At 45.6% G+C, this 23,070-nt stretch carries 24 protein-coding genes and 1 other annotated feature; of the genes, 4 read left to right on the top strand and 20 right to left on the bottom strand.

Going from position 1 to position 23,070, the window contains the following annotated elements:
- Positions 1-138 precede the first annotated feature (138 nt).
- From ypmT to ilvA, 7 genes are all read right to left on the bottom strand, one after another.
- Complete coding sequence (gene ypmT, locus ACINLD_RS21820; RefSeq protein WP_077736602.1) at positions 139-339, bottom strand: protein YpmT; 201 nt, start codon at positions 337-339, stop codon at positions 139-141.
- A gap of 78 nt (positions 340-417) precedes the next feature.
- Entirely contained in the window at positions 418-993 is a 576-nt protein-coding gene (locus ACINLD_RS21815; protein ID WP_026587523.1) for a YpmS family protein, read from the bottom strand.
- 19 nt (positions 994-1,012) lie between these two features.
- Positions 1,013-1,756 carry an SGNH/GDSL hydrolase family protein gene (locus ACINLD_RS21810; protein WP_026587524.1) on the bottom strand — a complete coding sequence of 248 codons (744 nt, stop codon included), beginning with the start codon at positions 1,754-1,756 and terminating at the stop codon, positions 1,013-1,015.
- A 138-nt stretch (positions 1,757-1,894) separates the two neighbouring features.
- Positions 1,895-2,443 carry an SCO family protein gene (locus tag ACINLD_RS21805; RefSeq protein WP_372709719.1) on the bottom strand — a complete coding sequence of 183 codons (549 nt, stop codon included), beginning with the start codon at positions 2,441-2,443 and terminating at the stop codon, positions 1,895-1,897.
- A gap of 51 nt (positions 2,444-2,494) precedes the next feature.
- Positions 2,495-3,337: a DegV family protein gene (locus ACINLD_RS21800; protein WP_026587526.1), complete on the bottom strand. Its 843-nt coding sequence runs from the start codon at positions 3,335-3,337 to the stop codon at positions 2,495-2,497.
- A gap of 132 nt (positions 3,338-3,469) precedes the next feature.
- Entirely contained in the window at positions 3,470-3,721 is a 252-nt protein-coding gene (locus tag ACINLD_RS21795) for a YpmP family protein (RefSeq protein WP_026587527.1), read from the bottom strand.
- A 92-nt stretch (positions 3,722-3,813) separates the two neighbouring features.
- Positions 3,814-5,082 (bottom strand): threonine ammonia-lyase IlvA, encoded by a 1,269-nt coding sequence (ilvA, locus tag ACINLD_RS21790; RefSeq protein ID WP_026587528.1) that lies wholly within the window; start codon positions 5,080-5,082, stop codon positions 3,814-3,816.
- Positions 5,083-5,328: 246 nt separating this feature from the next.
- Between ilvA and ACINLD_RS21785 the strand changes: the two genes are divergently transcribed.
- Positions 5,329-6,327 carry a sigma 54-interacting transcriptional regulator gene (locus ACINLD_RS21785; protein WP_372709717.1) on the top strand — a complete coding sequence of 333 codons (999 nt, stop codon included), beginning with the start codon at positions 5,329-5,331 and terminating at the stop codon, positions 6,325-6,327.
- A 15-nt stretch (positions 6,328-6,342) separates the two neighbouring features.
- Positions 6,343-6,981 carry a PAQR family membrane homeostasis protein TrhA gene (gene trhA / locus ACINLD_RS21780; RefSeq protein WP_077736600.1) on the top strand — a complete coding sequence of 213 codons (639 nt, stop codon included), beginning with the start codon at positions 6,343-6,345 and terminating at the stop codon, positions 6,979-6,981.
- 44 nt (positions 6,982-7,025) lie between these two features.
- On the opposite strand, the gene ACINLD_RS21775 is transcribed toward trhA, so the two are convergent.
- The 12 genes from ACINLD_RS21775 to ACINLD_RS21720 form a co-directional block, all read right to left on the bottom strand.
- Positions 7,026-7,649, bottom strand: a complete 624-nt coding sequence (locus ACINLD_RS21775; RefSeq protein ID WP_026587531.1) for a lysophospholipid acyltransferase family protein — start codon at positions 7,647-7,649, stop codon at positions 7,026-7,028.
- A 15-nt stretch (positions 7,650-7,664) separates the two neighbouring features.
- Positions 7,665-8,153, bottom strand: a complete 489-nt coding sequence (locus ACINLD_RS21770) for a dihydrofolate reductase (RefSeq protein WP_026587532.1) — start codon at positions 8,151-8,153, stop codon at positions 7,665-7,667.
- 370 nt (positions 8,154-8,523) lie between these two features.
- Positions 8,524-9,057 (bottom strand): phosphatidylglycerophosphatase A, encoded by a 534-nt coding sequence (locus ACINLD_RS21765; protein WP_026587534.1) that lies wholly within the window; start codon positions 9,055-9,057, stop codon positions 8,524-8,526.
- Between the two features lie 16 nt (positions 9,058-9,073).
- Positions 9,074-9,676 carry a YpjP family protein gene (locus ACINLD_RS21760; protein ID WP_077737216.1) on the bottom strand — a complete coding sequence of 201 codons (603 nt, stop codon included), beginning with the start codon at positions 9,674-9,676 and terminating at the stop codon, positions 9,074-9,076.
- A gap of 326 nt (positions 9,677-10,002) precedes the next feature.
- The gene (locus ACINLD_RS21755) at positions 10,003-11,574 is read right to left on the bottom strand and encodes a 2-isopropylmalate synthase (RefSeq protein ID WP_077736599.1); all 1,572 of its coding nucleotides are present in this window, start codon (positions 11,572-11,574) and stop codon (positions 10,003-10,005) included.
- 47 nt (positions 11,575-11,621) lie between these two features.
- Positions 11,622-11,864 (bottom strand) — a binding site (T-box leader).
- Positions 11,865-12,139: 275 nt separating this feature from the next.
- The gene (locus tag ACINLD_RS21750) at positions 12,140-12,919 is read right to left on the bottom strand and encodes a class I SAM-dependent methyltransferase (RefSeq protein WP_077736598.1); all 780 of its coding nucleotides are present in this window, start codon (positions 12,917-12,919) and stop codon (positions 12,140-12,142) included.
- Positions 12,920-12,955: 36 nt separating this feature from the next.
- Positions 12,956-13,390, bottom strand: a complete 435-nt coding sequence (locus ACINLD_RS21745) for a BrxA/BrxB family bacilliredoxin (protein WP_026587538.1) — start codon at positions 13,388-13,390, stop codon at positions 12,956-12,958.
- 78 nt (positions 13,391-13,468) lie between these two features.
- Entirely contained in the window at positions 13,469-15,145 is a 1,677-nt protein-coding gene (ilvD, locus tag ACINLD_RS21740) for a dihydroxy-acid dehydratase (protein WP_077736597.1), read from the bottom strand.
- 310 nt (positions 15,146-15,455) lie between these two features.
- Positions 15,456-16,595 (bottom strand): conserved virulence factor C family protein, encoded by a 1,140-nt coding sequence (locus ACINLD_RS21735; RefSeq protein WP_026587540.1) that lies wholly within the window; start codon positions 16,593-16,595, stop codon positions 15,456-15,458.
- A 36-nt stretch (positions 16,596-16,631) separates the two neighbouring features.
- Positions 16,632-17,306, bottom strand: a complete 675-nt coding sequence (locus ACINLD_RS21730; RefSeq protein WP_306292014.1) for an HD domain-containing protein — start codon at positions 17,304-17,306, stop codon at positions 16,632-16,634.
- Positions 17,294-17,773, bottom strand: a complete 480-nt coding sequence (locus tag ACINLD_RS21725) for a glutathione peroxidase (RefSeq protein WP_026587542.1) — start codon at positions 17,771-17,773, stop codon at positions 17,294-17,296. Before ACINLD_RS21725 ends, ACINLD_RS21730 begins: the two co-directional genes overlap by 13 nt.
- 16 nt (positions 17,774-17,789) lie before the next feature.
- Entirely contained in the window at positions 17,790-19,469 is a 1,680-nt protein-coding gene (locus ACINLD_RS21720; RefSeq protein WP_026587543.1) for a formate--tetrahydrofolate ligase, read from the bottom strand.
- A gap of 150 nt (positions 19,470-19,619) precedes the next feature.
- Here ACINLD_RS21720 and metA point away from each other — a divergent pair, with 150 nt between their 5' ends.
- Both metA and ACINLD_RS21710 read left to right on the top strand, forming a co-directional pair.
- Positions 19,620-20,528, top strand: coding sequence for a homoserine O-succinyltransferase (metA, locus tag ACINLD_RS21715; RefSeq protein WP_026587544.1), 909 nt, complete (start codon positions 19,620-19,622; stop codon positions 20,526-20,528).
- 290 nt (positions 20,529-20,818) lie between these two features.
- A complete protein-coding gene (locus tag ACINLD_RS21710) occupies positions 20,819-21,970 on the top strand; it encodes a diglucosyl diacylglycerol synthase (protein WP_026587545.1) in 1,152 nt (383 codons plus the stop codon).
- Positions 21,971-22,023: 53 nt separating this feature from the next.
- Here the strand turns inward: ACINLD_RS21710 and ACINLD_RS21705 are convergent, their stop codons facing one another.
- Positions 22,024-22,713 carry an AIM24 family protein gene (locus tag ACINLD_RS21705; protein ID WP_026587546.1) on the bottom strand — a complete coding sequence of 230 codons (690 nt, stop codon included), beginning with the start codon at positions 22,711-22,713 and terminating at the stop codon, positions 22,024-22,026.
- Positions 22,714-23,070 lie beyond the last annotated feature (357 nt).

Here is a 23,070-nt window from a genome sequence, read left to right as displayed (position 1 = left end):
TTTCTGGTGTAGAACATTAGCAAAACACCTTCCTTTTAAGTCCTTTTCTTTATTATAAAATGAAGAAATGGATGATTTAAGGGAAAAATAAAAGACTGTCGAGATTTTCTCGACAGCCTGAGACGTAAAGTCTCTTTTTTATTGGTCGTTCCGCTCTGTTTTTTTGTGCTTTTTCATCTCAAGTGTAAAGATCATAATGCTTAAAAATAAAGCGCAGTAACCGATATTCAAATACATCTTATCCATATGTTCATCGACAAAACTGAAGGCGGCGAGACCGCCGAAGTAAAATGAAAATAACAGCGACAGAAAGCTGAAATATCCATAAATACGTTCCATACGTTCACCCCAGTATTGAAACAAAACAGATCCATTGCTTCTTATTTTCTTTCATTTTAAAAGCTTACATCAAGCTTATCAATCTGATGATGCAGCCGGCTGATAATAAACAAATTCGATTTGATCCTGTTTTAAATCAATGTTTTTGGCTTTGATATACATTCCGTTTTTAAGCGGCATTTCCGACAGACGAACCTGAATTTCTTTGGCATCAGCTCTGACATGGACAAAGGGCGGCAGATCATAAAATTGGTCCATATAATTTAAGACAACGGATATTGGAACATTCAATCTGCCGATCGAGAATTTTGTAACATCCAAAACCACATCTCCGTTTTTTTCAACCGCCGGGCGGAAGGAAACCTTTGCATCGACCGTTGATGAAAAGGCGCGGATCGCACCGACAATGTGGAATTCGTCATCAATCTCTATTTTGTAGTCAAGATCTGGCGACGATTCCTTTTCCAAATACGTATTAATAAATGCCGCCAAAGACTCTTTCGTACTGGTCACATTCAGTTCATATTCGCTTGGCGCTGGCGTCTTGCCGGGGTATTTTTGGCCGCCGGGAAGGAACAGGAGAATCAAAATCCCGGCCAAAATGATCGCATTAGCCGCTGCCAAAATAAAAAACAGACGTTTCCACTTCTTCATATTTTCACCTAATTCTGATTCAGAGGTCTTCTTCTTCGATTTGTTCATAAACGCGTTTGGCAATTAATGAATACCCGTATTGGTTTGGGTGAAATTCATCTTCTGAAATCTTTTTTTTATCACTGTACTCTTCGAATATATCAGCGATATCGGCCATTTTTGCATTCTCAACTTTTTTGAGTTTCTTTTCAGCCCCTAGATTCCATTCCCCTACGACTTGGTCAACTTCTTTCAGTTCAGACAATGTAAATTTAAACGGGTTGTACATGCTGACATAAATCAATTCGGCGCTTTTGTTTTGCTTTCTGATTTCTTTTAGAATGCTCACAAACCGCTTTTCAAATGCCTTCTGTTCTGTGCGGAAAGGCTTCAGTGTTAAATGGGCGAAGTTTTGCCGAACCACCTTCATCAGGTCATTGCCGCCGATTGTAAACAAAATATAGTCCGCATCCTTAAGGCCTTCTTGAACCTCTTTATCTTGCAGTTTTTTAAGCAGCTGATCAGTCCGGGACCCTTTAACGGCATAGTTTTTCACCGTAACCGATTTGACATCGCTGCGCTTTTCAAGCTTGTCGGCCACCTCGCCGACATACCCTTTTTCTTCTCGATCGCCTACCCCTTCTGTCAGAGAATCACCCACAGCGGCGATCACAATATCCCGCTTGGGGGCTGCCACTGTTTTTTCAGCGCCCGCATGACCCTCTGCACAGGCTGAGAGCAGACAGACGAGGGCCATCATGACTGATAAAAAACGTATCTTCAATAAGGATGCCCCTTCCTTCAATAACCTAAAAAAAAGTGTACCATGTTTTCATTCTTTTGAAAATCGTTTGCAACGTGTTAAAAAAAGCCTGTTTTCCAGATTTTCAGGAAACAGGCTTTTTTGCCTCCGCCTTTGTTCTCAACGGTTTTCAAGTGTTTTAATATCGGCGATGATCTCGCTGTATGGCGTATCTTTCACCCCATTATAATCCTTGACGACTTTCCCGTTCTGATCGACTAAATAGAATGAGGTTTGATGGATCACCTGGTCATCATCTTCCGGTTTTTTGACGATCGCTTTAAAGCTTTTCAGCGCAAACTTTTCAATTTCTTCCTGCGAATACCCCGTTAAAAAGTCCCAGTTTTCAAAAGTGAGCGGATAGTTAGCGGCAAACTTCTTCAATTTCTCAGGGGTGTCATTTTCAGGATCGACACTAAATGAGACAATCCTTGCTTGTACATCTTCTTGTTCCATTTGTTTTTGCAGCTCTGCCATATGCGATGTCATCGGCGGGCAAACCGTTTCACAATTCGTAAAAATAAAATCGGCGATCCAAACTTCCCCTTTTAAGCTTTCAAGAGACACCGTTTTTTGATCTTGATTTTGAAACGAAAAGGCCTGTACATCATAATTTAAAGAATCTTTAATTTTGCTGGTTCCGCAGGCGCTTAACATCACGATGAGCATACCTAATGCAAACGTGCCGAGAACGTTTTTCAAATCCTTTCATCCCCTTTATCAATCCGTGTAAAAGGTAAACCCGATCGCTCCTTTGCCTGTGTGTACCGAGATAATCGGCGTTGTATATGAAATATCAATATCGGCTCTCGGAAAATGCTCAAGCAAAGAAGCTTTGAGCCTGTTTGCCAGATCTAAAGCATCTGCATGGGCGATGCCGATTGCCTGGACTGTTTTCCCTTTGACAGTTGAAAGAAATCGGCCTGTTAAATAACGGACAAGCTGGTTTGTACTGCGGACATTTTTTTCAGGCGTATAGATGCCGTCCTCAAGCCTTGCAATCGGCTTCACTTTGAGCAGTGAACCGATCAGCGCTTTCCCTCTGCCGATACGTCCGCCTTTGATCAAGTTTTCGAAATGGTCGATTGTCACGTATAAGGACGTCCGGTTTCTTACGTCTTCGAGATCTTTGATGATCTCATCGGCTGTAAGGCCTTGCTTAGCCAAGGCCGCAGCTCGCAAAACCTGAAAGCCCAAACCCTTTGAAATATACATGGAATCCACCACTCGAATCGTGGCATCGACCATTTTTGAAGCGCTTACAGCCGTTTGGAATGTCCCGCTCAGTTCACCGGACAGGTGGATGCTGATCAGCTCACTCCCGTCTGCCGTGAGTTCTTCATACAGCTTGATAAACGCGCCTAATGGAGGCTGTGAGCTTTTCGGAAGCTCTGTTGCGGACTCCATTTTTGCAATAAATTCATCCGGCTGAATATCCAGCCGATCCCTGTAAACCGTACCGTCTATCGCGATGGAAAGCGGCAGCACGGAAATGTTGTATTTGCGCAGTGTTTCTTCGCATAGGTCAGCTGTGGAATCCGTTACAATTTTGATGCTTGTCAATTCCCTTCACATCCTGTCGGTCTCATATGGTGTAGATCATGGTGATTGGCAAAAAAACGCATGAAAAATTCTTTGCCGGCTTCATGCCTTAGAGCGGCTCGGGTCTTAGCCGGCAAAGAATGCTTTTACATGCTATGCATTATGCTTCAGTTCTTCCTGTTGGTAAATGGCCAAGTAATCCGGCCATTTGAGCGCTCTTTTTAAGTATTCCCTGAAGGAGTAGACACACCTTTTGCGCTTCGAGCAATAAAGCTCTTTCAAATAAGCCTCTAGCCTCAGCTTCGCCATGAAAAAATGCGGGTCATCCTCTTTTAACAGGGGTATTTCCGTCACCTTCACCTGCTGTCCATCCGATCGTTTGAACTCTAGGCTTTTAAGTAACAAGCTATCAATCCTCATTTTTGATATTTTCTTTATTATACATAATCTCCAAAGCTGTTGTCTTTAGAATCATGCGTAATATTCAAAAAAAATTCTTATATGAGCAGATTGAACAGACCCTCATCTTTATTCACTTCGAGATAGCGGAACCCTTTTTTGTCCATTCTTTCGATCAGCGGGTCATAGTCTTCGCGCTGCTTCAGTTCGATACCGACAAGAGCCGGCCCGCTGCTCTTATTATTTTTCTTTGTATATTCAAACCGGGTGATGTCATCGTTTGGCCCGAGCACCTCATCTAAAAATTCGCGCAAAGCCCCGGCCCTTTGCGGGAAGTTGACGATGAAATAATGCTGCAACCCTTCGTACATCATCGATCTGTCTTTAATTTCCTGCATCCTGCCGATGTCATTATTTCCGCCGCTGATCACACAAACGACATTTTTCCCTCTGATTTCATCCTTGTACAGATCTAAAGCGGCAATCGGCAAAGCTCCGGCCGGTTCAGCGACAATCGCACACTGGTTATATAGCTCAAGAATGGCCGTGCACACTTTGCCTTCCGGTACAAGCAGAATATCATCGACGACGGTTTCAAGCGTTTTGAATGTCTGCTCACCGATTGTTTGCACGGCTGCACCGTCAACGAATTTGTCGATCTTCTCAAGTGTTACCACTTCGCCTTTTTTGTTGGACTCAAAAAGCGCAGGTGCTCCTTTCGGTTCGACTGCGATCAGCTTTGTCTCAGGGGACACGTTTTTCACATAGGTACCCACTCCTGAAAGAAGCCCCCCGCCTCCGACGCTTGCGAATAAATAGTGCGGCTCAGCCTCGATGTCGTTTAAAATCTCTACGGCGACTGTTCCCTGTCCGGCCATGACCGCGGGATCATCAAACGGATGGATAAACGCGCGCTTTTCTTCCTCACAGCAGGCAACAGCGCTCCGGTATGCATCATCAAACGTATCACCGGTCAGAATAATTTCTACATATTCCTTTCCAAACAATTCGACCTGGGAAATTTTTTGTCTCGGGGTTGTTGAAGGCATAAAAATCTTTCCGTGGATGCCGAGATGCTTGCACGAGAAGGCAACTCCCTGGGCGTGGTTTCCGGCGCTCGCGCAGACGACACCGTTTTTCGTCGTATCTTTGGAAAGCTGCTTCATTTTATAATATGCGCCTCTCAGCTTGAATGAACGGACAACTTGCAAATCTTCCCTTTTTAAATAAACGTTGCAGTCGTACCTCTCAGACAGCCTCTCATTTTTTTGAAGAGGGGTATGAATCACAACATCTTTCACATTTTGGTGTGCTTTTAAAATATCTTTGACTTGGATGAGAGAGTTTTCTTTAAGCAACGGTTTCATGTATTAAGATCCTTTCTTTTTAAAGCTTTATTTAATACGCCATTATATCATGAATATTCAAAATTTAAAGGGCAATTACGGAATATAACACAGTTTCCCCCGATTTTCTATATATACGACAGCCAGCAGTGTTTCATGCACTCATCGAAACAGACGCCAGCGCTGAAAATTTTTCAAAAAAACCTTTATTTGTTTCAATTGGGTGTTATAATAGAACCAATTAGAACCAAAAGGAGCATAACTATGGTGCATACGAAACCGCCAACTTCGAACTTCACCGAACTAATCGGTGAAAGCGATACTTTTTTACAGGCAAAAAACAGAGCAAAAAAATTTGCAGACTCCCATCTGCCGGTTCTGATACACGGAGAAACCGGGACGGGCAAAGAGCTGTTTGCAAAAGCCATTCATGATGAATCATCGTACAAAAAGGGGCCTTTCGTCCACGTCGGCTGCAGCACGCTGAAAGAGGACGCTCAGGCAGAAGCGCTTTTCCATTCGGCAAATGATGAACCCGGAACCCTGTTTCTTGACGAAGTGTGGGGCCTGTCTTTGCCCCTTCAGGCAAGGCTTTTGGATTCAATTGAAAAAGGGTTGAATAAAAGGCTGATTTCCGCATCAAGTGTACCGCTTTCGGAAAAGGTAGAGAAACATGAGTTTCGCAAAGATTTGTATTTCAGGCTCAATGTCCTTGACCTGCCGCTGCCTTCTCTTGCTGAGCGACAAAGCGACATCCCGCTGCTCATGCATCATTTTCTAAAAAGCGGAGATCATGACATATATGTCGATCCTGTCGTTTGGAAGGCGCTTGAGCAGTATGAGTTTCAAGGTAATGTAAGAGAGTTGAAAAACATGGCGGATTACATGAAAACCGTCTCTGATCAAAAAACGATACAGCTTTATGACACACCGCCCGCTATAAGGGAACAGATTGAAAAGAAAAAATCAAAAGATAAAAAAACAACGGCAAAATCGCTGACTTTGATGGAAAAAGAGGAGTTTGCCTACCTTTTGGAAACGATTAAACAGCTGAATGAAAAGGGGGAGCCGGCCAGCCGCAGAGTGCTGTCCGAACGAAGTAAAAACGGAAAGTTAGTGCTCACTCCGCAGCAAGTGCGAAGCAGGCTGGATTATTTGGAAAAAAGAGAGTTTGTTACAAAAGGCCGCGGCAGAGCCGGCACAAAAATCACGCTTGAAGGCCTGCGCTTTTTAAGCTCTTTAAAAAATCACATTGTTCAAGAATAGAAAGGGTGATTGATGTTGTACACGATCAAAGAAGAAATTGCCAATGCCATCACACACGGACTCGGCGTCTTGCTGTCGATTCCCGCGATTGTGTTTTTAGTGATTTTCGCCGTACGCTACGGCAGCCCGCTTGATGTTGTCAGCTTTTCGATTTTCGGAGCTTCGATGCTGCTTCTGTATTTAAGCTCGACACTTCTGCACAGCATTCAGCATAAAAAAACAAAGGACATCCTGGAGATCATTGACCATTCAGCCATTTATGTATTAATCGCGGGCACCTATACCCCGCTGCTCCTAGGTCCGCTTAAAGGCGCGCTCGGCTATACGATGCTGGCGGTCGTCTGGAGCTTGGCTCTTTGCGGCATCATCTTTAAAATCTTTTTTGTCAAACGGTTTATCGTCGTCAGTACACTGATGTATCTATTGATGGGCTGGATGGCGATCGTGGCGATCAAACCGCTTTATATGGCATTGACAGGAGAAGGTTTTGCCCTGCTTTTATTAGGAGGCGTCTTATATTCGGTCGGAACGATCTTTTACCTATGGAGAAAGATCCCCTACCACCATGCGATCTGGCATACGTTTGTACTCGGCGGCAGCGCCTCGATGTTTTTCTGTGTCCTCTTTTACGTCGCGAACGTCCCATTTATTTAAGTATTAAAAAAACAGGCTTCTCAGCCTGTTTTTTAATGCGTCCGCTAAGCCTGAAGCTGCTTTTTATCGGAAACGACGTAGCCGGGGTGAATCGTCAAATCGATATCAACAGGCTTGAGCCTTTTAAAAAACGACCCCTTGACCATGTCCCGTGTTCCATCGGTCTCAACCGGAACGATCGGAACACCGAGCCTTTTTGATATGGATTTGTAGTCAACGCCGTCATTTTCAGAGAGGATAAAGCTTTGCCCTTTGCGCAAAAGCTCTTCTATTTCTTCAATGGCTGCTGCCTTATCCGTGTGTTTGTTCAGCACCGCCATTTTTTTCAGCCATTGATTGACAAGCGGATAGCGGAATGCGCGCGGCTTTGCGAAAAAAGAAGCGGTTTTGTCAAGGTGTCCGACAAGAAGCGCGAGCTCTCGAAGGCCCGGCTTTGGATGGACATAAAGCACGGGACCGGCCGGCGTTTTGCCGAACTGATGGATCGAAACAGTCGAACCGGTGAGGCCGATACATCCGCGCAAAAAGGATTTCGGCTTGTCATAAACCGCCTTCATCTGATTGGCGTAAGAAAGCCGCGGGTCGAGCGTCCGAAGCTCGCCCAACAGCCTGATATGCTTCAAGAACATATAGGCCGTATAAATCAACAGGAAACCGTAGCGAATCATGAAAATCCCTCCCCTCTATCCTTTTCTCTGATAAACGAGGAATTCGTAGTCATAAGGGTTTTGCTCGTCTTTTAAACCTTTTTGCCTCGAAATGATTTCCCACTCATCTTCGCTGAATGCCGGAAAGTAGCAGTCCCCTTCAAATGTTTCATCGATTTTTGTCACATACAGTTTATCTGCATAAGGAAGGAGCTCTGTATATAGTTTTGAACCGCCGATGACAAAACATTCTTCGTCCTGTTGATTTGCAAACCGAACCGCCTCCTCCGGTGAATGCAGCACTTCACAGCCCGGCAGATTCAGCGCCTGATTAGACGTAACCACTAGATTTTTCCGGTTGGGCAGAGGTCTTCCGATTGATTCGTAAGTTTTCCTTCCCATGATGACGGGATGGCCGGTTGTCACCTTTTTAAAGTATTTCAAATCCTGCGGCAGATGCCATGGTAAATCATTGTTTCTGCCGATCAGACGGTTTCTGTCCATTGCAAAGATAAATGAGATCATGCGTATACAGCCTCCTTAATCAATTCATATGCGGGTTACGGGTCAATGCCTGATGGTGCCGTTGTCTCCTTTGTTATAATCATTTAGTGAACAATGATGTAAAAGGTGGAGTTTTGTTGTTAGAGGCAAACCTTGCTGGAGGCCTGAATATGACCAGGGTGCCGAACGAACTGCAGAATTCCCCGTTCCTGTCCAATTCTCTCTGTTTCCCGTTTACTAAACATAAGACGGCATAAATCCCGCTTTTGTTTCAGTTTTTTCATCCTTTTGTAGTGTATCTCGAGTAAGCTTTGAAAAACAAGACATTTTTCATAAATCGAGCAAAAATTGCCCGCAAAAAAACCCGCCGTTTGGCGGGTTTTACTTTTCATCAGTTCCTGACGCCGGTCTTTTCTTCCCGGACTTCATCCTCATGATCCTGAGACGTATGGGCGATCCTGCTCGCAGCAGCAGCGGCAAGGGCGGCCACGATATCGTCAAGGAAAGTGTGAACCTCGCCGTCAGAACAATCATCCAATTCTTTAATGATTCCAAACTTTTCTTTATCAAGATAGCCGAAGTTTGTCAGACCGATTGATCCGTAAACATTGACGATGGAAAGCGGAATGATCTCATCTATTCCATAAAGCGGCTCATCTGTTTCAACCAAATACTGGAGCGGTTCAGGCAGAAGCTTCTTCTCTGCGAGCTGATCAAGCGCGATTCCCGTCAATACGGCGTGGACGATTTCCCTTTTATTCAGCACCTTTTCGACATGTTCGACACATACGCTCAGCGGCAGATCGGGATGATATTTTTCCTGAAGTTTTTGAACGATGAGCGCGATGTCTTCAATCTTGACTCCCCGCTCATTGAGCATGTCTTTTGTGAGATGTACCATTTCATTCATCGTATATTTCTTCATCTGTTATCCATCTCCTTTAGTGGCTCATCCAGTTGGGCGGTGTGTTTTGATCCCAGTATATACTTCCGAGATCATGATGTGTCTGAAAGCCGTCTTCTGCGGTGTGGTAATGGAAATTAAACCAGTAGCCTTCATGCGGAGGCTTGTCCCGGCGGACATGAAACCGCAGCACGTCTTCACCGGTTTTTCGATTGTAGACGTGGAAGATTTTCTCCGATTTTCCCGCTGTCGGCTTTCCGGAAACCACCAGATCCTGATATGCGTCATTGTCCTTCAGCGTCATGAGATGGCTGACGATGATCTCTTCGATTTTAGGCAGCACGTCCTGTCTGTACTCCTCTTCGATGACGGGCGAAATCCGGTTTCCGAATTTGGCAAACGATTGATCTTCCGCGGCATTCAGCATTTCATCCTTATAGGCGTCAAAAGAGGATTCAGATGCCTCTTCCCCGTCGGATTTGGTTTCCTCCCGCTTTTGATAAACAGCCGTATACCCGGTTTCTTTGATGCTCTGGTGCTCTGTCGGCTTGTCCGCCATTAAAGCGGCAGGAGGAGAAACAAGACCGAATGTCGCAATTGTAAACAAGGCAACAAGAGCTTTTCTCATCCACATCTTCATGACTGGTTGGTTCCCTTCTATTGACATTCTTTTTCTCTTATTCTATCATATGTTGAATTTTCAGTCATTCAAAAGCTGATGGTCGGGAAATCGCTTAGAAAAAATACGAAGAAATCAAGATCCGGGGAATCTCTGTTCCCGCTTGATTTTATTATAACTTCGTTCGCCTGGTGTCAATTGAAAATCCGCCTTCAAGATGCACTGCGGCCGCCAAAATGTTCGAGCTTTCATGACCGGCCGGGTGGATTACGTTTAGAATATCATCGTTTTTGCAATCTGTCCGTTCCGATGCGCCGGCCGGCACGATATAAGATATGTTACTTCACCTATTGTTCAACTTTAAGTAAATGATCGACCACCATGCAATTTATCGCATGAATATAAGCCCATGCACTGGCTTTCATGATATCCGTATCCGTCGCTTTGGCTGTGTATTTCTCCCCTATGTATTCCACCTGAATCTTCACTTTTCCTAATGCTTCTTTGCCTCTTGATACACTGCTGATGTTGTATTCAATCAATTTAGTATCAAATTCACTGATGTCAGCTATTGCGGAATATAGAGCATCGACGGGACCCGTACCTGTCGCACTCTTCTGCAGCACCTGCCCGCCCTTTTTCATTTTCACACTCGCAGAGGGGAAATGAGGATTGCAAATCACCTGCAAATCCATCAGCTCATAAAAGTGCTGGCTGATGTGCTCCACCTCTTGAGCGTGCACACTGTGTTTTTTGTAATAATTCTCAACGATCACATACAAATCATGGTGATAGACTTCTTTTTTTGCATCCGCCAGTTCTAAAAAGTCTTCGAAAACTTCTTCAAATTGCGTCTGGGTCAACTGGTTTAAGGCCAATTTCTCAAGCGCGTTTTTCACGGCATGACGGCCTGATCGTGCGGTTAAAACAAGTTCCATATCATCAAGACCGACGTCGGCCGGGTTCATGATTTCATAAGCGTCTCTCGATTTCAATAAACCATCTTGGTGTATGCCGGAAGAGTGGGCGAACGCATTTTCACCCGTAATCGCTTTATTCACTTGTACATCAAGCCCCATAAAACTGCTAACAAGCCTGGAGGTATTGATCAATTCTTCCGTTTGAATATTGGTGTAGCCTTTGTAGACTGACGAACGTGTCTTCATCGCCATGACCACTTCTTCCAAGGCCGCATTCCCGGCGCGTTCGCCGATACCGTTCACCGTACATTCCACTTTATCAGCGCCATTTTTAACGGCTGCAAGTGTGTTCGCTGTCGCCATGCCGAGATCATTGTGGCAATGGACGCTTAAAAGCACTTGATCATTTATATTTTTCAATCGGTCATTGATTTTAAAGATCAATTCCCCGAATTCTTCAGGCTCTGCATACCCGACAGTATCAGGCACATTAATGATCGTTGCCCCTGCATTGACAACAGCTTCAATTGTCGCCCACAAATATTCGAAATCAGAGCGTGAGGCGTCTTCTGTTGAATACTGCACATCCGGCAGAAGGGTTTTGGCATATTTTACTGCATCCACGCCGATATTCATGATCTGGCTTTTTGATTTGCCGAATTTCTTTTCCACATGAATATCCGATGTGCCTAAGACGATATGAATCAGCGGATGTTCAGCATGTTTCACACTTTGGTAAACCGAATCAATATCTGCTTTAACTGCTCTTGCCAGCGCCGTGATGACAACATCATCCGCTTTGCCCACTTTGGCGGCAATTTCTTTGACGGCATGAAAATCACCAGCTGATGATGAAGGAAAACCGGCTTCAATCATATCAACTTGAAGCTTTTTTAGTTGGTGAGCGACTTCCAGTTTTTCATACAGATTCAGCTTAGCCCCCGGGACCTGCTCACCATCTCTCAAAGTCGTATCCAACACCCAAATCTTTCTTTCCATAAAAAACACTCCTTTCTTGTATAAAAAAAGCCCCGTCTCTATTATGAAATAGAGACGAGGCATTGCTCGCGGTACCACTCTAATTGATTAATCAATTCACATTAATCCACTCAAATTCGGCGGCTATCACCGCCTATCTTCGTAACGGGAGAATTCCGGCATCCCCTACTCCGTCTGTTTCAGGGTGCAGCTCATGGATGAGTTCAAAGGGTATAACTGCCGATTCACACCAGCCATCGGCTCTCTGAAAAGATTATAAACCTTCTACTATTTCCATTCTTCGCTTTGTGTTGATGTCATTATTTGCAATCATATAGGAGCAAACAGCAATTGTCAACATTATTTTCAGAATATTTCATTCGTTTTATCCGGCGTATATGAGAAACGCGCCTTTTCTTTTTACGATAAAACGTTTACAATCAAAGGTGAAAATTCCAAAACTGGGAGTGATCCTTTATGGTAGAAGGACTATTCATCACTGCTTCATTGGTAACGCTCGCTTATTTTATCGTCATGGAAATCGCCGATTAAAAAACACCCAAGGCGATTAGCTTTGGGTGTTTAATCATTCAGATTCAGGTTCGAGGACGCCGTAATGAAACAGGGCTGTTTTTCGCCTTTTCACACGGAAGCCGTATGTCTCAAAACGCGGACTTCTCCAGTGGTCTTTCAGGACGACTCTTTTTCTGGCTACCCGCAGTGCTTCACTTACACAGCCGGCAAACGAGAAATCGGTATGCGCCAGTTTTCTTAAAGGGGCGATGCCGTCAGATTCTTTGATTGCTTCATCAAACATTGGATCAAAGTAGACGATATCGGCCGAATCATCAGCAAGCTGTTGAAAATGTTTTAAACTGTCGCCTTGAATAACTTGAATTCTTCTCATCGCTTCGTTTAAAGGTGTGAGATCCGTCTCCCATGTCTCAAGCCCGTTTTCCACCAGAAAGGCCAGAAGCGGGCTTTTTTCAATGCCGCGGACTGTTCCCTTTTCACCTGTCACAAGGCTTGCGATCATCGCATCTGAACCAAGGCCTAGCGTACAATCAAGGAGCGTGTCGCCCGGTTTAAGCTGAGCCGCTTCGATAAACGGATCCGCCTCCCCTTTTAACAACCGCTTGGCGCGGAACATCGCCGAATTCGGATGGAAGAAGAACTTTTCTCCGTCTGCAAAATAAAGCTCAAAACGTTCTTTCCCGACCACAAGAACTTCATCCTGCTCCGTCTCCTGAATGAGTCGGATCGGCCGTTTTCTCCGTTCAGAAAACCGGCCATTGAGCGTCCGGCTGATCTTTTTTGCCGCAGATATGGTGGCTTCATTCGGTCTGTAGCTTGTCGTGACAATCATATGTTCTCCATAAAAAATGCCCTTTTGGAGGGCATTTTAGCAATGTTTTTCAAACGCGTCCGTGATGTTTTTCATAATTTCCGCCATTTCGCGGCCTTCGATTTCTTCACGCGGGATAAAATGGACGACTTCTTTTCCTTTCAGCAAAGCCATAGAAGGAGAAGAAGGCTCAAACCCTTCAAAGTATTCCCGCATTTTCGCCGTAGCTTCACGATCCTGTCCGGCAAACACGGTAACGGTCTCGTCAGGACCGTTTTCGCTTGAGCTGACGGCCTGAACGGCGGCAGGTCTGGCCAGTCCTGCGGCACATCCGCAGACTGAATTGACGACAACGAAAGTCGTGCCTTCGCTGGCCTCCATAAACTGTTCCACTTCTTCTGCTGTCGTGAGCTCTTTAAAACCGGCCTGGACCAATTCCTGACGCATTGGCAGAACGAGCTGACGCATGTATTCTTCATAAGCTGTTGACATATAAAAGCCCCCTCTATAAACCTTTAACTACTGATGTAAAGGATACTATAGAGGGGGGAGAATTTCAAACGTCCGCCGTTAGATTTTCATAATTCCGCCTGTATTGGCAGATGTCACAAGCTTGGAATAGCGGGCGAGATAGCCTGTCTTCACTTTTGGCTCAAAGCCCGGCCAGTTTGCTTTTCTTTTTTCCCATTCTTCATCTGATATTTCAATATTCAAGATCCGCTTTTCGATATCCACGACAATATGGTCGCCGTTTTCTACAAAAGCAAGCGGTCCGCCTTCAGCCGCTTCCGGAGAAACGTGGCCGATCGAAAGCCCCCGCGAAGCTCCGGAAAAGCGGCCGTCCGTGATCAGCGCGACTTTAGGCCCGAGCCCCATGCCGACGATCTGAGAAGTCGGGGCGAGCATTTCAGGCATTCCGGGTCCGCCTTTAGGCCCTTCGTAGCGGATGATGACAACGTCTCCCGCTTTGACTTTGCGGTTGATGATGCCGTCGAGCGCTTCTTCCTGCGAATCAAACACCACAGCAGGACCCTCATGACGGGTGATGCCGTCCTGGACGCCGCCGGTTTTAATGATCGCCCCGTCAGGCGCCAGGTTGCCGAAGAGTACGGCAAGTCCGCCCTGTTCTGAAAACGGCTTGTCGATCGGATGAATGATATCATAGTCCTGCACTTCACATCCGGCAATATTTTCGCCGAGCGTTTTCCCCGTTACTGTCATCGTATCTAAATGGAGTGCGCCTTCTTTTTTAGACAGCTCATTTAAAACCGCTGTCACGCCTCCGGCTGTATGAAGATCTTCAATAAATACATCTGATGCCGGGGCCAGTTTTGATAAATGAGGAACCCTTGCCGCGACCTCATTGATCCGTTCCAGCGAATAGTCAACGCCCGCTTCATTGGCGATCGCCAGCGTATGAAGGATCGTATTGGTCGATCCGCCGAGCGCCATATCGAGCGCAAACGCATTGTCAATCGCTTTTTCCGTGACGATGTCGCGCGGTTTTAAATCCGCCTTGATCAGCTCCATCAGCTGGCGGGCCGATTGTTTGGCAAACTCTCTTCTGTCCGGTGACGTCGCTAAGATGGTGCCGTTGCCCGGCAGTGCGATGCCCAAGGCTTCGGAAAGGCAGTTCATCGAATTGGCTGTGAACATTCCCGAACATGATCCGCATGTCGGACAGCCAAACTGTTCAAGTTCCTCAAGCCCTTTTTCATCGATTTTGCCAGATTGATAGGCGCCGACGCCTTCAAATACAGAAGAAAGCGAGATTTTCCGTCCGTCGCTCGTTCTTCCCGCTTCCATCGGACCTCCGCTGACAAAAACGGTCGGAATATTGATCCGCACCGCTGCCATGATCATCCCCGGGGTGATTTTGTCACAGTTTGGAATACATACCATCCCGTCAAACCAATGAGCGGAAACAACCGTCTCAACGGAATCGGCGATGATTTCCCGGCTCGGAAGGGAGTATCTCATGCCGATATGCCCCATCGCAATCCCGTCATCGACTCCGATCGTATTGAATTCAAACGGCACCCCGCCGGCTTCTCTGATGGCCTCTTTGACGATTTTTCCAAATTCCTGCAAATGGACATGACCCGGTACGATATCAATATATGAGTTGCATACGGCAATAAACGGTTTGCCGAAGTCCTCTTCCTTTACCCCTGCCGCACGAAGCAAGCTGCGGTGCGGTGCTCTGTCGATCCCTTTTTTTATCATGTCACTGCGTAAACCTGTCATGGTGATCCTCCTAAACATTTTTACATTCTTTATTTTCTGAATATTCAGTTTTAAAAACGGTCCATCGGCCGCATCTCCCTCAAGATGGCGGCTTCATTTGTCAATCATTCCCCAATATCAGAACCTCCACATTCCATATGATTGCTAACTACTATATATATTTTCTGTTTGTTTTTCAACAATATTCGAAATATTTTTATAGAAAAAGTCATATTTTTTGACAGAATCCTTGATTTTGTCCCGTCCTCTGTTCGGAACAGGTCATAATGGAATAGTATTCCATTAGAAAAAGGCGCTGGAAACAGCGCCTTTACCCGTTTTCTTTCTTGCGGCTTTCCGTCATTTGTTTCCAGACGGAACCTTTCGCTTCTTCACCGTGTTCAATCCGTTCGATCGCCATTTTGATCTGCAGGCTGACTTCAAACTCCGGATCATTTTCGGCCTCTTTTAAAGCGGGAAGGGCGCTTTCATCGCCGACTTCGTATAAAAACATCGCGGCCCGCCAGCGAACGAGCTTGTTCGGGTCCTTTAACGCTTTTATCATCGCCGGGATGGCTTCAGGGCTGCCGATGTCTGACAGGCAGTCTCCCGCAGTCCTTCTGACGGTGACCGTTTTATCCTCGAGCGCCTTGTATAAAAGCGGAAGAACTTCAGGCGTTTCGATCATACCCAAATAAACGACGGCCAGCCTTCTGATCGATGTTTTCGGATCATGGAGCGCTTTTTCGAGCACAGGAATGTCCTCTTTCTTCGGATCCATTTGTTCCAGGTGGGCATAGCGTTTTTGCCAATCTTCATCATCAAGCATATCAGGTGTGACCTGATAAGATTTTCTTTGCAAGGATTGCCTTTCGCTGCCTTTGTCCTGCGAAGCGACGGCTTCCGTTAGTTTCCGGAGGCGTTCTTCATCATAAGCAGCTTGAAGCTCTTCTGTCACTTCTCGGCCGATTTCGGAGAAATCGCCGAATCTGACGCCTTGTTCCTTCCAGGAACGCTCAAGGACGACATTGCTAGACGCCGTTTTCAGTTTGAGAATCGCCTCCTGAAACCGCTCCGGCAAGCCAAAGCGTTCTTCGCGCTCACCATCGGTCAGCTTGACCTGCATCGGAATTCCGCTGAACATCTGCACAAATACTTTAACCTCGCCGAACGATTCTTTTTCTTGAGCAGCTGAATCGCTTTCTTCCGCTTCCTCCATTCCGAAGGCGGAACGAACGGCCGGGAGAATGTCTTTCCAGTCGAACCGGGCATTCCGCTCAACAGCCAGGAAATCTGCGACATGGTAGACGCCTTTTACCCCGTCTATGTTCAAAATTTGCCGGATGACCGGCGGCGCCCCATCCGCTTGGTCCTTCTTATAGTTATTGCTTTTACCGGCAGGCAGTTCTTCGGTTAAAATCACCTTCATCGTATTTGGACTTGGTGTCGGTTCTATAGATTTGATTTTCATCATCGTCCCCCTCTGTTCAAAGATCCGGGTCTTATTCTACCATAACCCCCGCTCTCGATCTATCAGAGCGGTTTGGCTAAAGGCGGCGCACTCGTTTTTTAGTTCTTTGAGAAAGGCCAGCATCACTTCATGCCGCTGTTTGGCCAGCATCCGGCCCGTTTTTGTGTTCATCAGATCCTTTAGATGAAGAAGTTTCTCATCAAAATGCTTTAGCGCGGAAGGAATGTCGTGTTCTGGCGTTCCATCGCTGTACAGCATGTGGCCTTTTGCTCCGGCATACATGAAAGCCCTGGCGATTCCCACGGCGCCGATGGCGTCGAGACGGTCGGAGTCCTGTACAGACATTCCTTCTTTTGAGAGCTTGACATCTTTATATTTCTCTCTGTCCCTGAACGATATCTTCGTGATGATGCCGATGATTGCGGCCGCAGCTTTTTCTTCTACATTCCAGTCTGCAAAACGGCTGTACAGTTCCTCAAGCGAAACCCGGTGTTCGTCAGACAGCTTCACATCGATTACATCGTGGAGGAGGGCGGCAGCTTCTGTAATAAACAGGTCGGCCCCTTCTTCTTTTGCGATCGCAAGGCTTACGGAGCGCACCCTTTTAATATGGAGCCAATCGTGTCCCGTCCCTTCACCGGCGAGCTTTTCTTTTACCCACTTTGACATTTGGCTGATCTGCTTCCTTTTTTGCTGATTCATCCCAGCCATTTTTGAATGGTCTCTTCCATTTCTTTTGGATTGGTCTGCGGAGAGAAGCGCGCGACGTTTTCCCCTTTTTGATCGACGAGAAACTTCGTAAAATTCCATTTGACTGCTTTCGTTCCGAGCATCCCTTTTGCTTCGTTCGTCAAATGCCGAAACAGCGGATGTGCCTTTTCGCCTTTCACATCCACTTTGGCAAACATCGGAAATGTCACACCGTAATTCATGCTGCAGAATTCTTCTATGTCTTTTTCATCGCCCGGTTCCTGGTTCATGAATTGATTGCTTGGAAACCCCAAAACGACAAGCCCCCTGTCTTTATATGTATCATAGAGATCCTGAAGCTGTTTATATTGCGGTGTGAATCCGCATTTGCTGGCCGTGTTGACGATGAGAAGAACCTTTCCTTCATACGGTTTAAGCGTCGTTTCTTCACCTTTAATCGTTTTGACGCGGATATCATATATCGACATGACGATCCCTCCCTTTTTAAAATAATCCCTTCGCTCTGCCGGTTTCATCGACATCCATCTGCAATGCGGCCGGCTGCTTAGGAAGGCCCGGCATCGTTAAAATGCTTCCCGTCAGCGCGACGATAAAGCCGGCGCCTCTGGACGGTTTTAATTCGCGGACGGTAATGTGAAAATCTTTCGGCCTTCCGGTTTTCGCCGGATCATCTGAGAGGGAGTATTGGGTCTTCGCCACACATACAGGCAACTGTTCCAATCCGTTCTTTTTGATCTCTTCAAGCTGTTTTTTCGCCTTGTCTGTCCATTTTACTCCGCGGGCTCCATAGACGAAGCGTGAAACTTTGTCCAATTTTTCTTCGATCGAATCGGTTAATTCATATAAATAAGAAAACCGATTTTCTTCATTCTCCAACACATGGATGACTTCCTTCGCAAGATCCAGACCGCCTTTTCCGCCCTCTTCCCAGACATTGCAAAGGGCTGCCGGATGTCCGTGATCCCTGCACCAGCTGAGCACGGTATCAAGCTCTTTTTCCGTATCATGAATGAATCTGTTGACGGCGACCACATAAGGGAGTCCGAAGGCGGAAATGGTTTCGATGTGCTTTTCAAGGTTTTCGATCCCTTTTTTCAGCTCATCAATCCCTTCTTTTTTCAGATCTTCGGCAGATTGTCCGCCGTGCATCTTCAGCGCTCTTACCGTGGCGACGATCACAACCGCCCCCGGCGTAAATCCGCCCGCTCTCGTTTTGATATGCATGAATTTTTCCGCACCTAAGTCGGCCCCGAATCCCGCTTCTGTGACCACATAATCGGCAAGCTTTGCCCCCATTTTCGTGGCGATCAGGCTGTTTGCCCCGTGGGCAATGTTTGCAAACGGGCCGCCGTGAACAAGCGCCGGTGTACCTTCGACAGTTTGGACAAGGTTCGGCTTCAGCGCATCTTTCAACAGCAGGGCCAGGGCTCCCTCTACCCCGAGCATTTCGACAGTCACCGGCTTTTGATCGGCCGTATAAGCAACGATCATCGCCGCCAGCCGTCTTTTTAAATCTTCCAGATCTCTGGCCAGGCATAAAACAGCCATGATTTCAGAGGCTACCGTAATGTCAAAGCCGTCTTCACGAGGAAAGCCGTTCGCTTTGCCGCCCAGGCCGATGACCGCTTGCCTGAGCGCCCTGTCATTGAGATCAAGGGTCCTTTTCCAGACGATTTTTCTGATGTCAATGTTTAATTCGTTTCCGTGATGAATATGATTGTCAATGAAAGCGGCCAACGCGTTGTTCGCGCATGTAATCGCGTGCATATCTCCGGTAAAGTGAAGGTTGATGTCCTCCATCGGAAGAACCTGTGAATAGCCCCCGCCGGCTGCACCCCCTTTTAAGCCCATCGTCGGTCCGAGTGACGGTTCCCTCAGCGCAACAATCGATTGCCTGCCCGCCTTCCAGAGCGCCTGGCTTAAACCGACCGTCACCGTCGATTTGCCTTCGCCGGCCGGAGTCGGGTTGATGGACGTCACCAATATGATCCGTCCGTCAGGCTTATCTTTTAAGCGCTCAAAAATGTTTAAAGAAATTTTCGCTTTTGTGTAACCAAAACACTCTATTTCTCCGTCTTCTATAGAGAGTTTCCGAGCGATTTCGGTAATCGGTTTTAATTCGGTGTTTTGAGCGATTTCAATGTCAGATAAATGGGATTTCATAGCAAGAGGAACCTCCTTTTAGGTGATCGCATGATGGATTTCCATAATTTTCACACACTTCTTTTATTGTAACACAATTCACACATTGAAATATCGCCAAAAAGTTCCTATAATGAAGAAAAATCAGCGGAGAAAACCGGAGGTGGCGTGTTGCCTATCAACATTCCTATCGATTTGCCAGCAAAGCGGATTCTTGAAAGTGAAAATATTTTCGTCATGGATGAAAAACGGGCTTTTCATCAGGATATCAGGCCTTTGAATATTGTGATTCTCAATCTGATGCCGCAGAAAATCAAAACGGAGACACAGCTTCTCAGAATGCTCGGAAATTCTCCTTTGCAGGTATATTTCACTTTTTTAATACCGTCTACACATACACCAAAAAATACGGCAAGACAGCATTTAGAACAATTTTATACAACATTTGCTGCGATCAAGGACAAAAAATTCGACGGCATGATCATTACCGGGGCGCCGATCGAACATCTCGAATATGAAGAGGTATCGTATTGGGATGAGCTTCAGGAAATTTTGGAATGGAGCAAAACGAATGTCACATCAACGCTGCACATTTGCTGGGGAGCGCAAGCGGGATTGTACCATCATTACGGCATTCGCAAAAGAAAGCTTGCGAAAAAAACATTCGGTGTTTTTGAACACCGAATTTTGGAAAAGAACGAAAGATTGGTCAGAGGATTTGAAGAATTCTACTATGTCCCGCATTCCAGGCATACAGATATAAATATGGATGATCTGAAAGCCGTTCCCCATTTAAAGGTGCTCAGCATATCGGATGAGGCAGGCGTCTGTTTAATTAGTTCAAAAGATGAAAAACAGGTTTTTTTAACTGGACATCCCGAGTATGATACCGATACTCTTAAAGAGGAGTATGAAAGAGACCTAGCCAGAAACTTAAGCATCGATCCGCCCGTCAACTATTTCAAAGACGGACCTGACGGCGCAGTACCGGTCAACCGCTGGAAAGCCCATGCCACCCTTTTGTTCATGAACTGGCTGAACTATTATGTGTACCAGGAAACACCATATGAATGGAAATGAAATTCTCATGCTCTGGTCTGATGCAAGACGTGCAAAATGTGTTAAAATACAGTTGGGCTGCGCTTCCATAAAAGCGTAAGGACATCAATCAGCTTGTTTCGGGATCTTTCCCGGAAGAAGAAAGTCCCAGGAACCAGTGCTTTCCTTTCAAACCAAACTTTAAAAATACCTTAATTCTTGTTCTTCATTTATAATTAAAATAATATTTATGGTATGGTATGATTGGACATTGACTCCTGTTATGTTATGATTTTAGCTCTCGTTGTTTGAATTAATTGAGGTGAATATGTTTGAATACCAACAAAAATATATTAATTTTGACTGCAAATTACGGAAATGGCCATGTTCAAGTAGCCAAAACGCTCTATAAAGAGTGTGAAAGGCTCGGTTTTAAGAATGTAACTGTTTCAAATTTGTATCAGGAATCAAACCCGATTGTCTCTGAAATAACGCAGTATCTCTATCTGAAAAGCTTTTCAATCGGAAAACAGTTTTATCGTCTTTTCTACTATGGCGTCGATAAAATTTACAATAAAAGAAAGTTTAATATCTATTTTAAAATGGGGAATAAACGGCTTGATCAGCTTGTCAAAAAACATCAGCCGGATATCATCATCAATACGTTCCCGATGATTGTCGTGCCTGAATACAGGCGGAGAATGGGAAAAGTCATTCCGACATTCAATGTCATGACGGATTTTTGCCTTCATAAAATCTGGGTCCATGAACATATTGATAAATACTATGTCGCGACAGATTATGTGAAGGAAAAGCTGCTTGAAATCGGCACTCATCCAAATCAAGTCAAAATTACGGGTATTCCGATCCGCAAGCAGTTTGAAGAAGAAATGGACACAAAAGAGGTCTATGCCAAATATCAGCTGTCTCCGGATAAAAAGATCCTTTTGATCATGGCGGGCGCCCACGGCGTTCTTAAAAATGTAAAGGAACTGTGCGAATCCCTGGTGACTAAAGAAGATGTCCAAGTCGTCGTCGTTTGCGGCAAAAACACGCCGTTGAAAACGTCGTTGGAGGAAATTGAAGCGATGCATCCCGACAAGCTGAAAACGCTCGGATATATCGAAAGAATTGACGAGCTGTTCAGAGTCGCCGACTGCATGATCACAAAGCCCGGCGGCATTACGCTTACGGAAGCGACAGCCATCGGCGTACCGGTCATCTTGTACAAACCGGTCCCCGGACAGGAAAAAGAAAACGCACTGTTCTTCGAAGACAGAGGCGCCGCCATCGTCGTCAACCGGCATGAGGAGATTCTCGAATCCGTGTCCTCCCTTTTGGCGGACGAACAGAGATTAAACGAAATGAAGCAAAATATCAAAAGCCTGCACTTATCCAATTCATCTGAAGTCATTTTGACTGATATTGTTGAGCAGTCTGAAATCATTATAAACAAAAAGCAGGCTGTCGGGGCTCTTTCATAATCCCGCTCAAGAAAAAAACACTTGTTTTTAGCAAGTGTTTTTTTCTTGGCTGCCTAAGACTCTGAATAGTACACTTCTTCAAACGGCTGAACGACGACAAAGCCGCTTCCGGAAAACTTCATTTGAACCGATTCTCCGCTCCCTCTGCCGATGAATGTTTTTAACGATACATCTGTCACGAATTCAGGCTGAAGGCCGCCCGACCATGCAACAGTTGCGTTTGGATCGGTATAGACCGGGCTGTCGGGTGTAACGATCAAAGTCAGCGGTTCATAATGGCTTGTGATCGCCGCCATCCCCGTTCCTTCCAATTTGACGTTGAACAGCCCGCCGGCCAGAACACCTGAGATCTTTTTCATAAGTTTGATATCCCAATTGATCGCCGGCTCAAATGCCAAAAGATCATTTCCATTCACAAAAATGGAGTCGTCATGCAAATTCAAAATTGATATCTTTTTTCCCTGATCGGCAAGATACAGTTTGCCGTCTCCTTCCGCTTTCATCAGTGAAGTGCCTTCCCCGCTGAATACTTTTTTCATCATGCGGCCAAGGCCATGCTCAAAGACACCTTCGCGTTCGAACTTGATTTTTCCCCTGTAGGAGACCATTGAACCGGCCTTCGCCCACACTCTTCCATCAAGGTTGACTTCGAGAAGGCGCGGTGTTTCCAGTTCAAACAGCCCCTCCCCTTTGTCCTCCTGCCTTGTTTGCGCCACAAACTCATCGATCGAATAACGATTCATACGAAAAACACTCCTCTTCATTTTCGGTGATATCAAGCTTTCTTATATACGGATGGACCTTTAGTTTGTTTCATTTTTAATATGGGGAAAATGGGCGTGAATAGCCATAAATTGAAAACGATTTCAATAAAATCCCTTAAAAAATCATAAAAGTTTATTTTTTTCTCTTGACAGCTTGACGCGCCTTTACAGATAGTGTATAGTGAAACCATCATTTAGCAGAACACGTTAGATGATCAGCTTGTAGAGAAACCCATGTTTTTCTACAAGCTTTTTGTTTTAAATAGGTTTTGATATGTTTTTCTTCTTACAAAGAAACAGAAAAAGGCCTCCCACACTCCTAGCCTAGCTTCGCTA

The organism is Bacillus sp. z60-11 (assembly GCF_046464135.1).
Lineage (GTDB): Bacteria > Bacillota > Bacilli > Bacillales > Bacillaceae > Bacillus > Bacillus sonorensis_A.
This window is presented reverse-complemented; position numbering and strand designations above follow the sequence as displayed.

Coding starts and splice junctions, on each gene's coding strand:
- ilvA (WP_026587528.1), bottom strand. CDS start 5,082: ATGAAACCGTTGCTTAAAGAAAACTCTCTCATCCAAGTCAAAGATATT.
- ACINLD_RS21735 (WP_026587540.1), bottom strand. CDS start 16,595: ATGAAAATCAAATCTATAGAACCGACACCAAGTCCAAATACGATGAAG.
- ACINLD_RS21725 (WP_026587542.1), bottom strand. CDS start 17,773: ATGTCGATATATGATATCCGCGTCAAAACGATTAAAGGTGAAGAAACG.
- ACINLD_RS21760 (WP_077737216.1), bottom strand. CDS start 9,676: ATGAAGATGTGGATGAGAAAAGCTCTTGTTGCCTTGTTTACAATTGCG.
- ACINLD_RS21705 (WP_026587546.1), bottom strand. CDS start 22,713: ATGAATCGTTATTCGATCGATGAGTTTGTGGCGCAAACAAGGCAGGAG.
- ilvD (WP_077736597.1), bottom strand. CDS start 15,145: ATGACAGGTTTACGCAGTGACATGATAAAAAAAGGGATCGACAGAGCA.
- ACINLD_RS21750 (WP_077736598.1), bottom strand. CDS start 12,919: ATGATTGTCACGACAAGCTACAGACCGAATGAAGCCACCATATCTGCG.
- ACINLD_RS21730 (WP_306292014.1), bottom strand. CDS start 17,306: ATGGCTGGGATGAATCAGCAAAAAAGGAAGCAGATCAGCCAAATGTCA.
- ACINLD_RS21805 (WP_372709719.1), bottom strand. CDS start 2,443: ATGCTCATCGTGATGTTAAGCGCCTGCGGAACCAGCAAAATTAAAGAT.
- ACINLD_RS21775 (WP_026587531.1), bottom strand. CDS start 7,649: ATGATTCGCTACGGTTTCCTGTTGATTTATACGGCCTATATGTTCTTG.
- ACINLD_RS21770 (WP_026587532.1), bottom strand. CDS start 8,153: ATGATCTCATTTATCTTTGCAATGGACAGAAACCGTCTGATCGGCAGA.
- ACINLD_RS21745 (WP_026587538.1), bottom strand. CDS start 13,390: ATGTCAACAGCTTATGAAGAATACATGCGTCAGCTCGTTCTGCCAATG.
- ACINLD_RS21755 (WP_077736599.1), bottom strand. CDS start 11,574: ATGGAAAGAAAGATTTGGGTGTTGGATACGACTTTGAGAGATGGTGAG.
- ACINLD_RS21815 (WP_026587523.1), bottom strand. CDS start 993: ATGAAGAAGTGGAAACGTCTGTTTTTTATTTTGGCAGCGGCTAATGCG.
- ACINLD_RS21765 (WP_026587534.1), bottom strand. CDS start 9,057: ATGAAGAAATATACGATGAATGAAATGGTACATCTCACAAAAGACATG.
- ypmT (WP_077736602.1), bottom strand. CDS start 339: ATGGAACGTATTTATGGATATTTCAGCTTTCTGTCGCTGTTATTTTCA.
- ACINLD_RS21720 (WP_026587543.1), bottom strand. CDS start 19,469: ATGAAATCCCATTTATCTGACATTGAAATCGCTCAAAACACCGAATTA.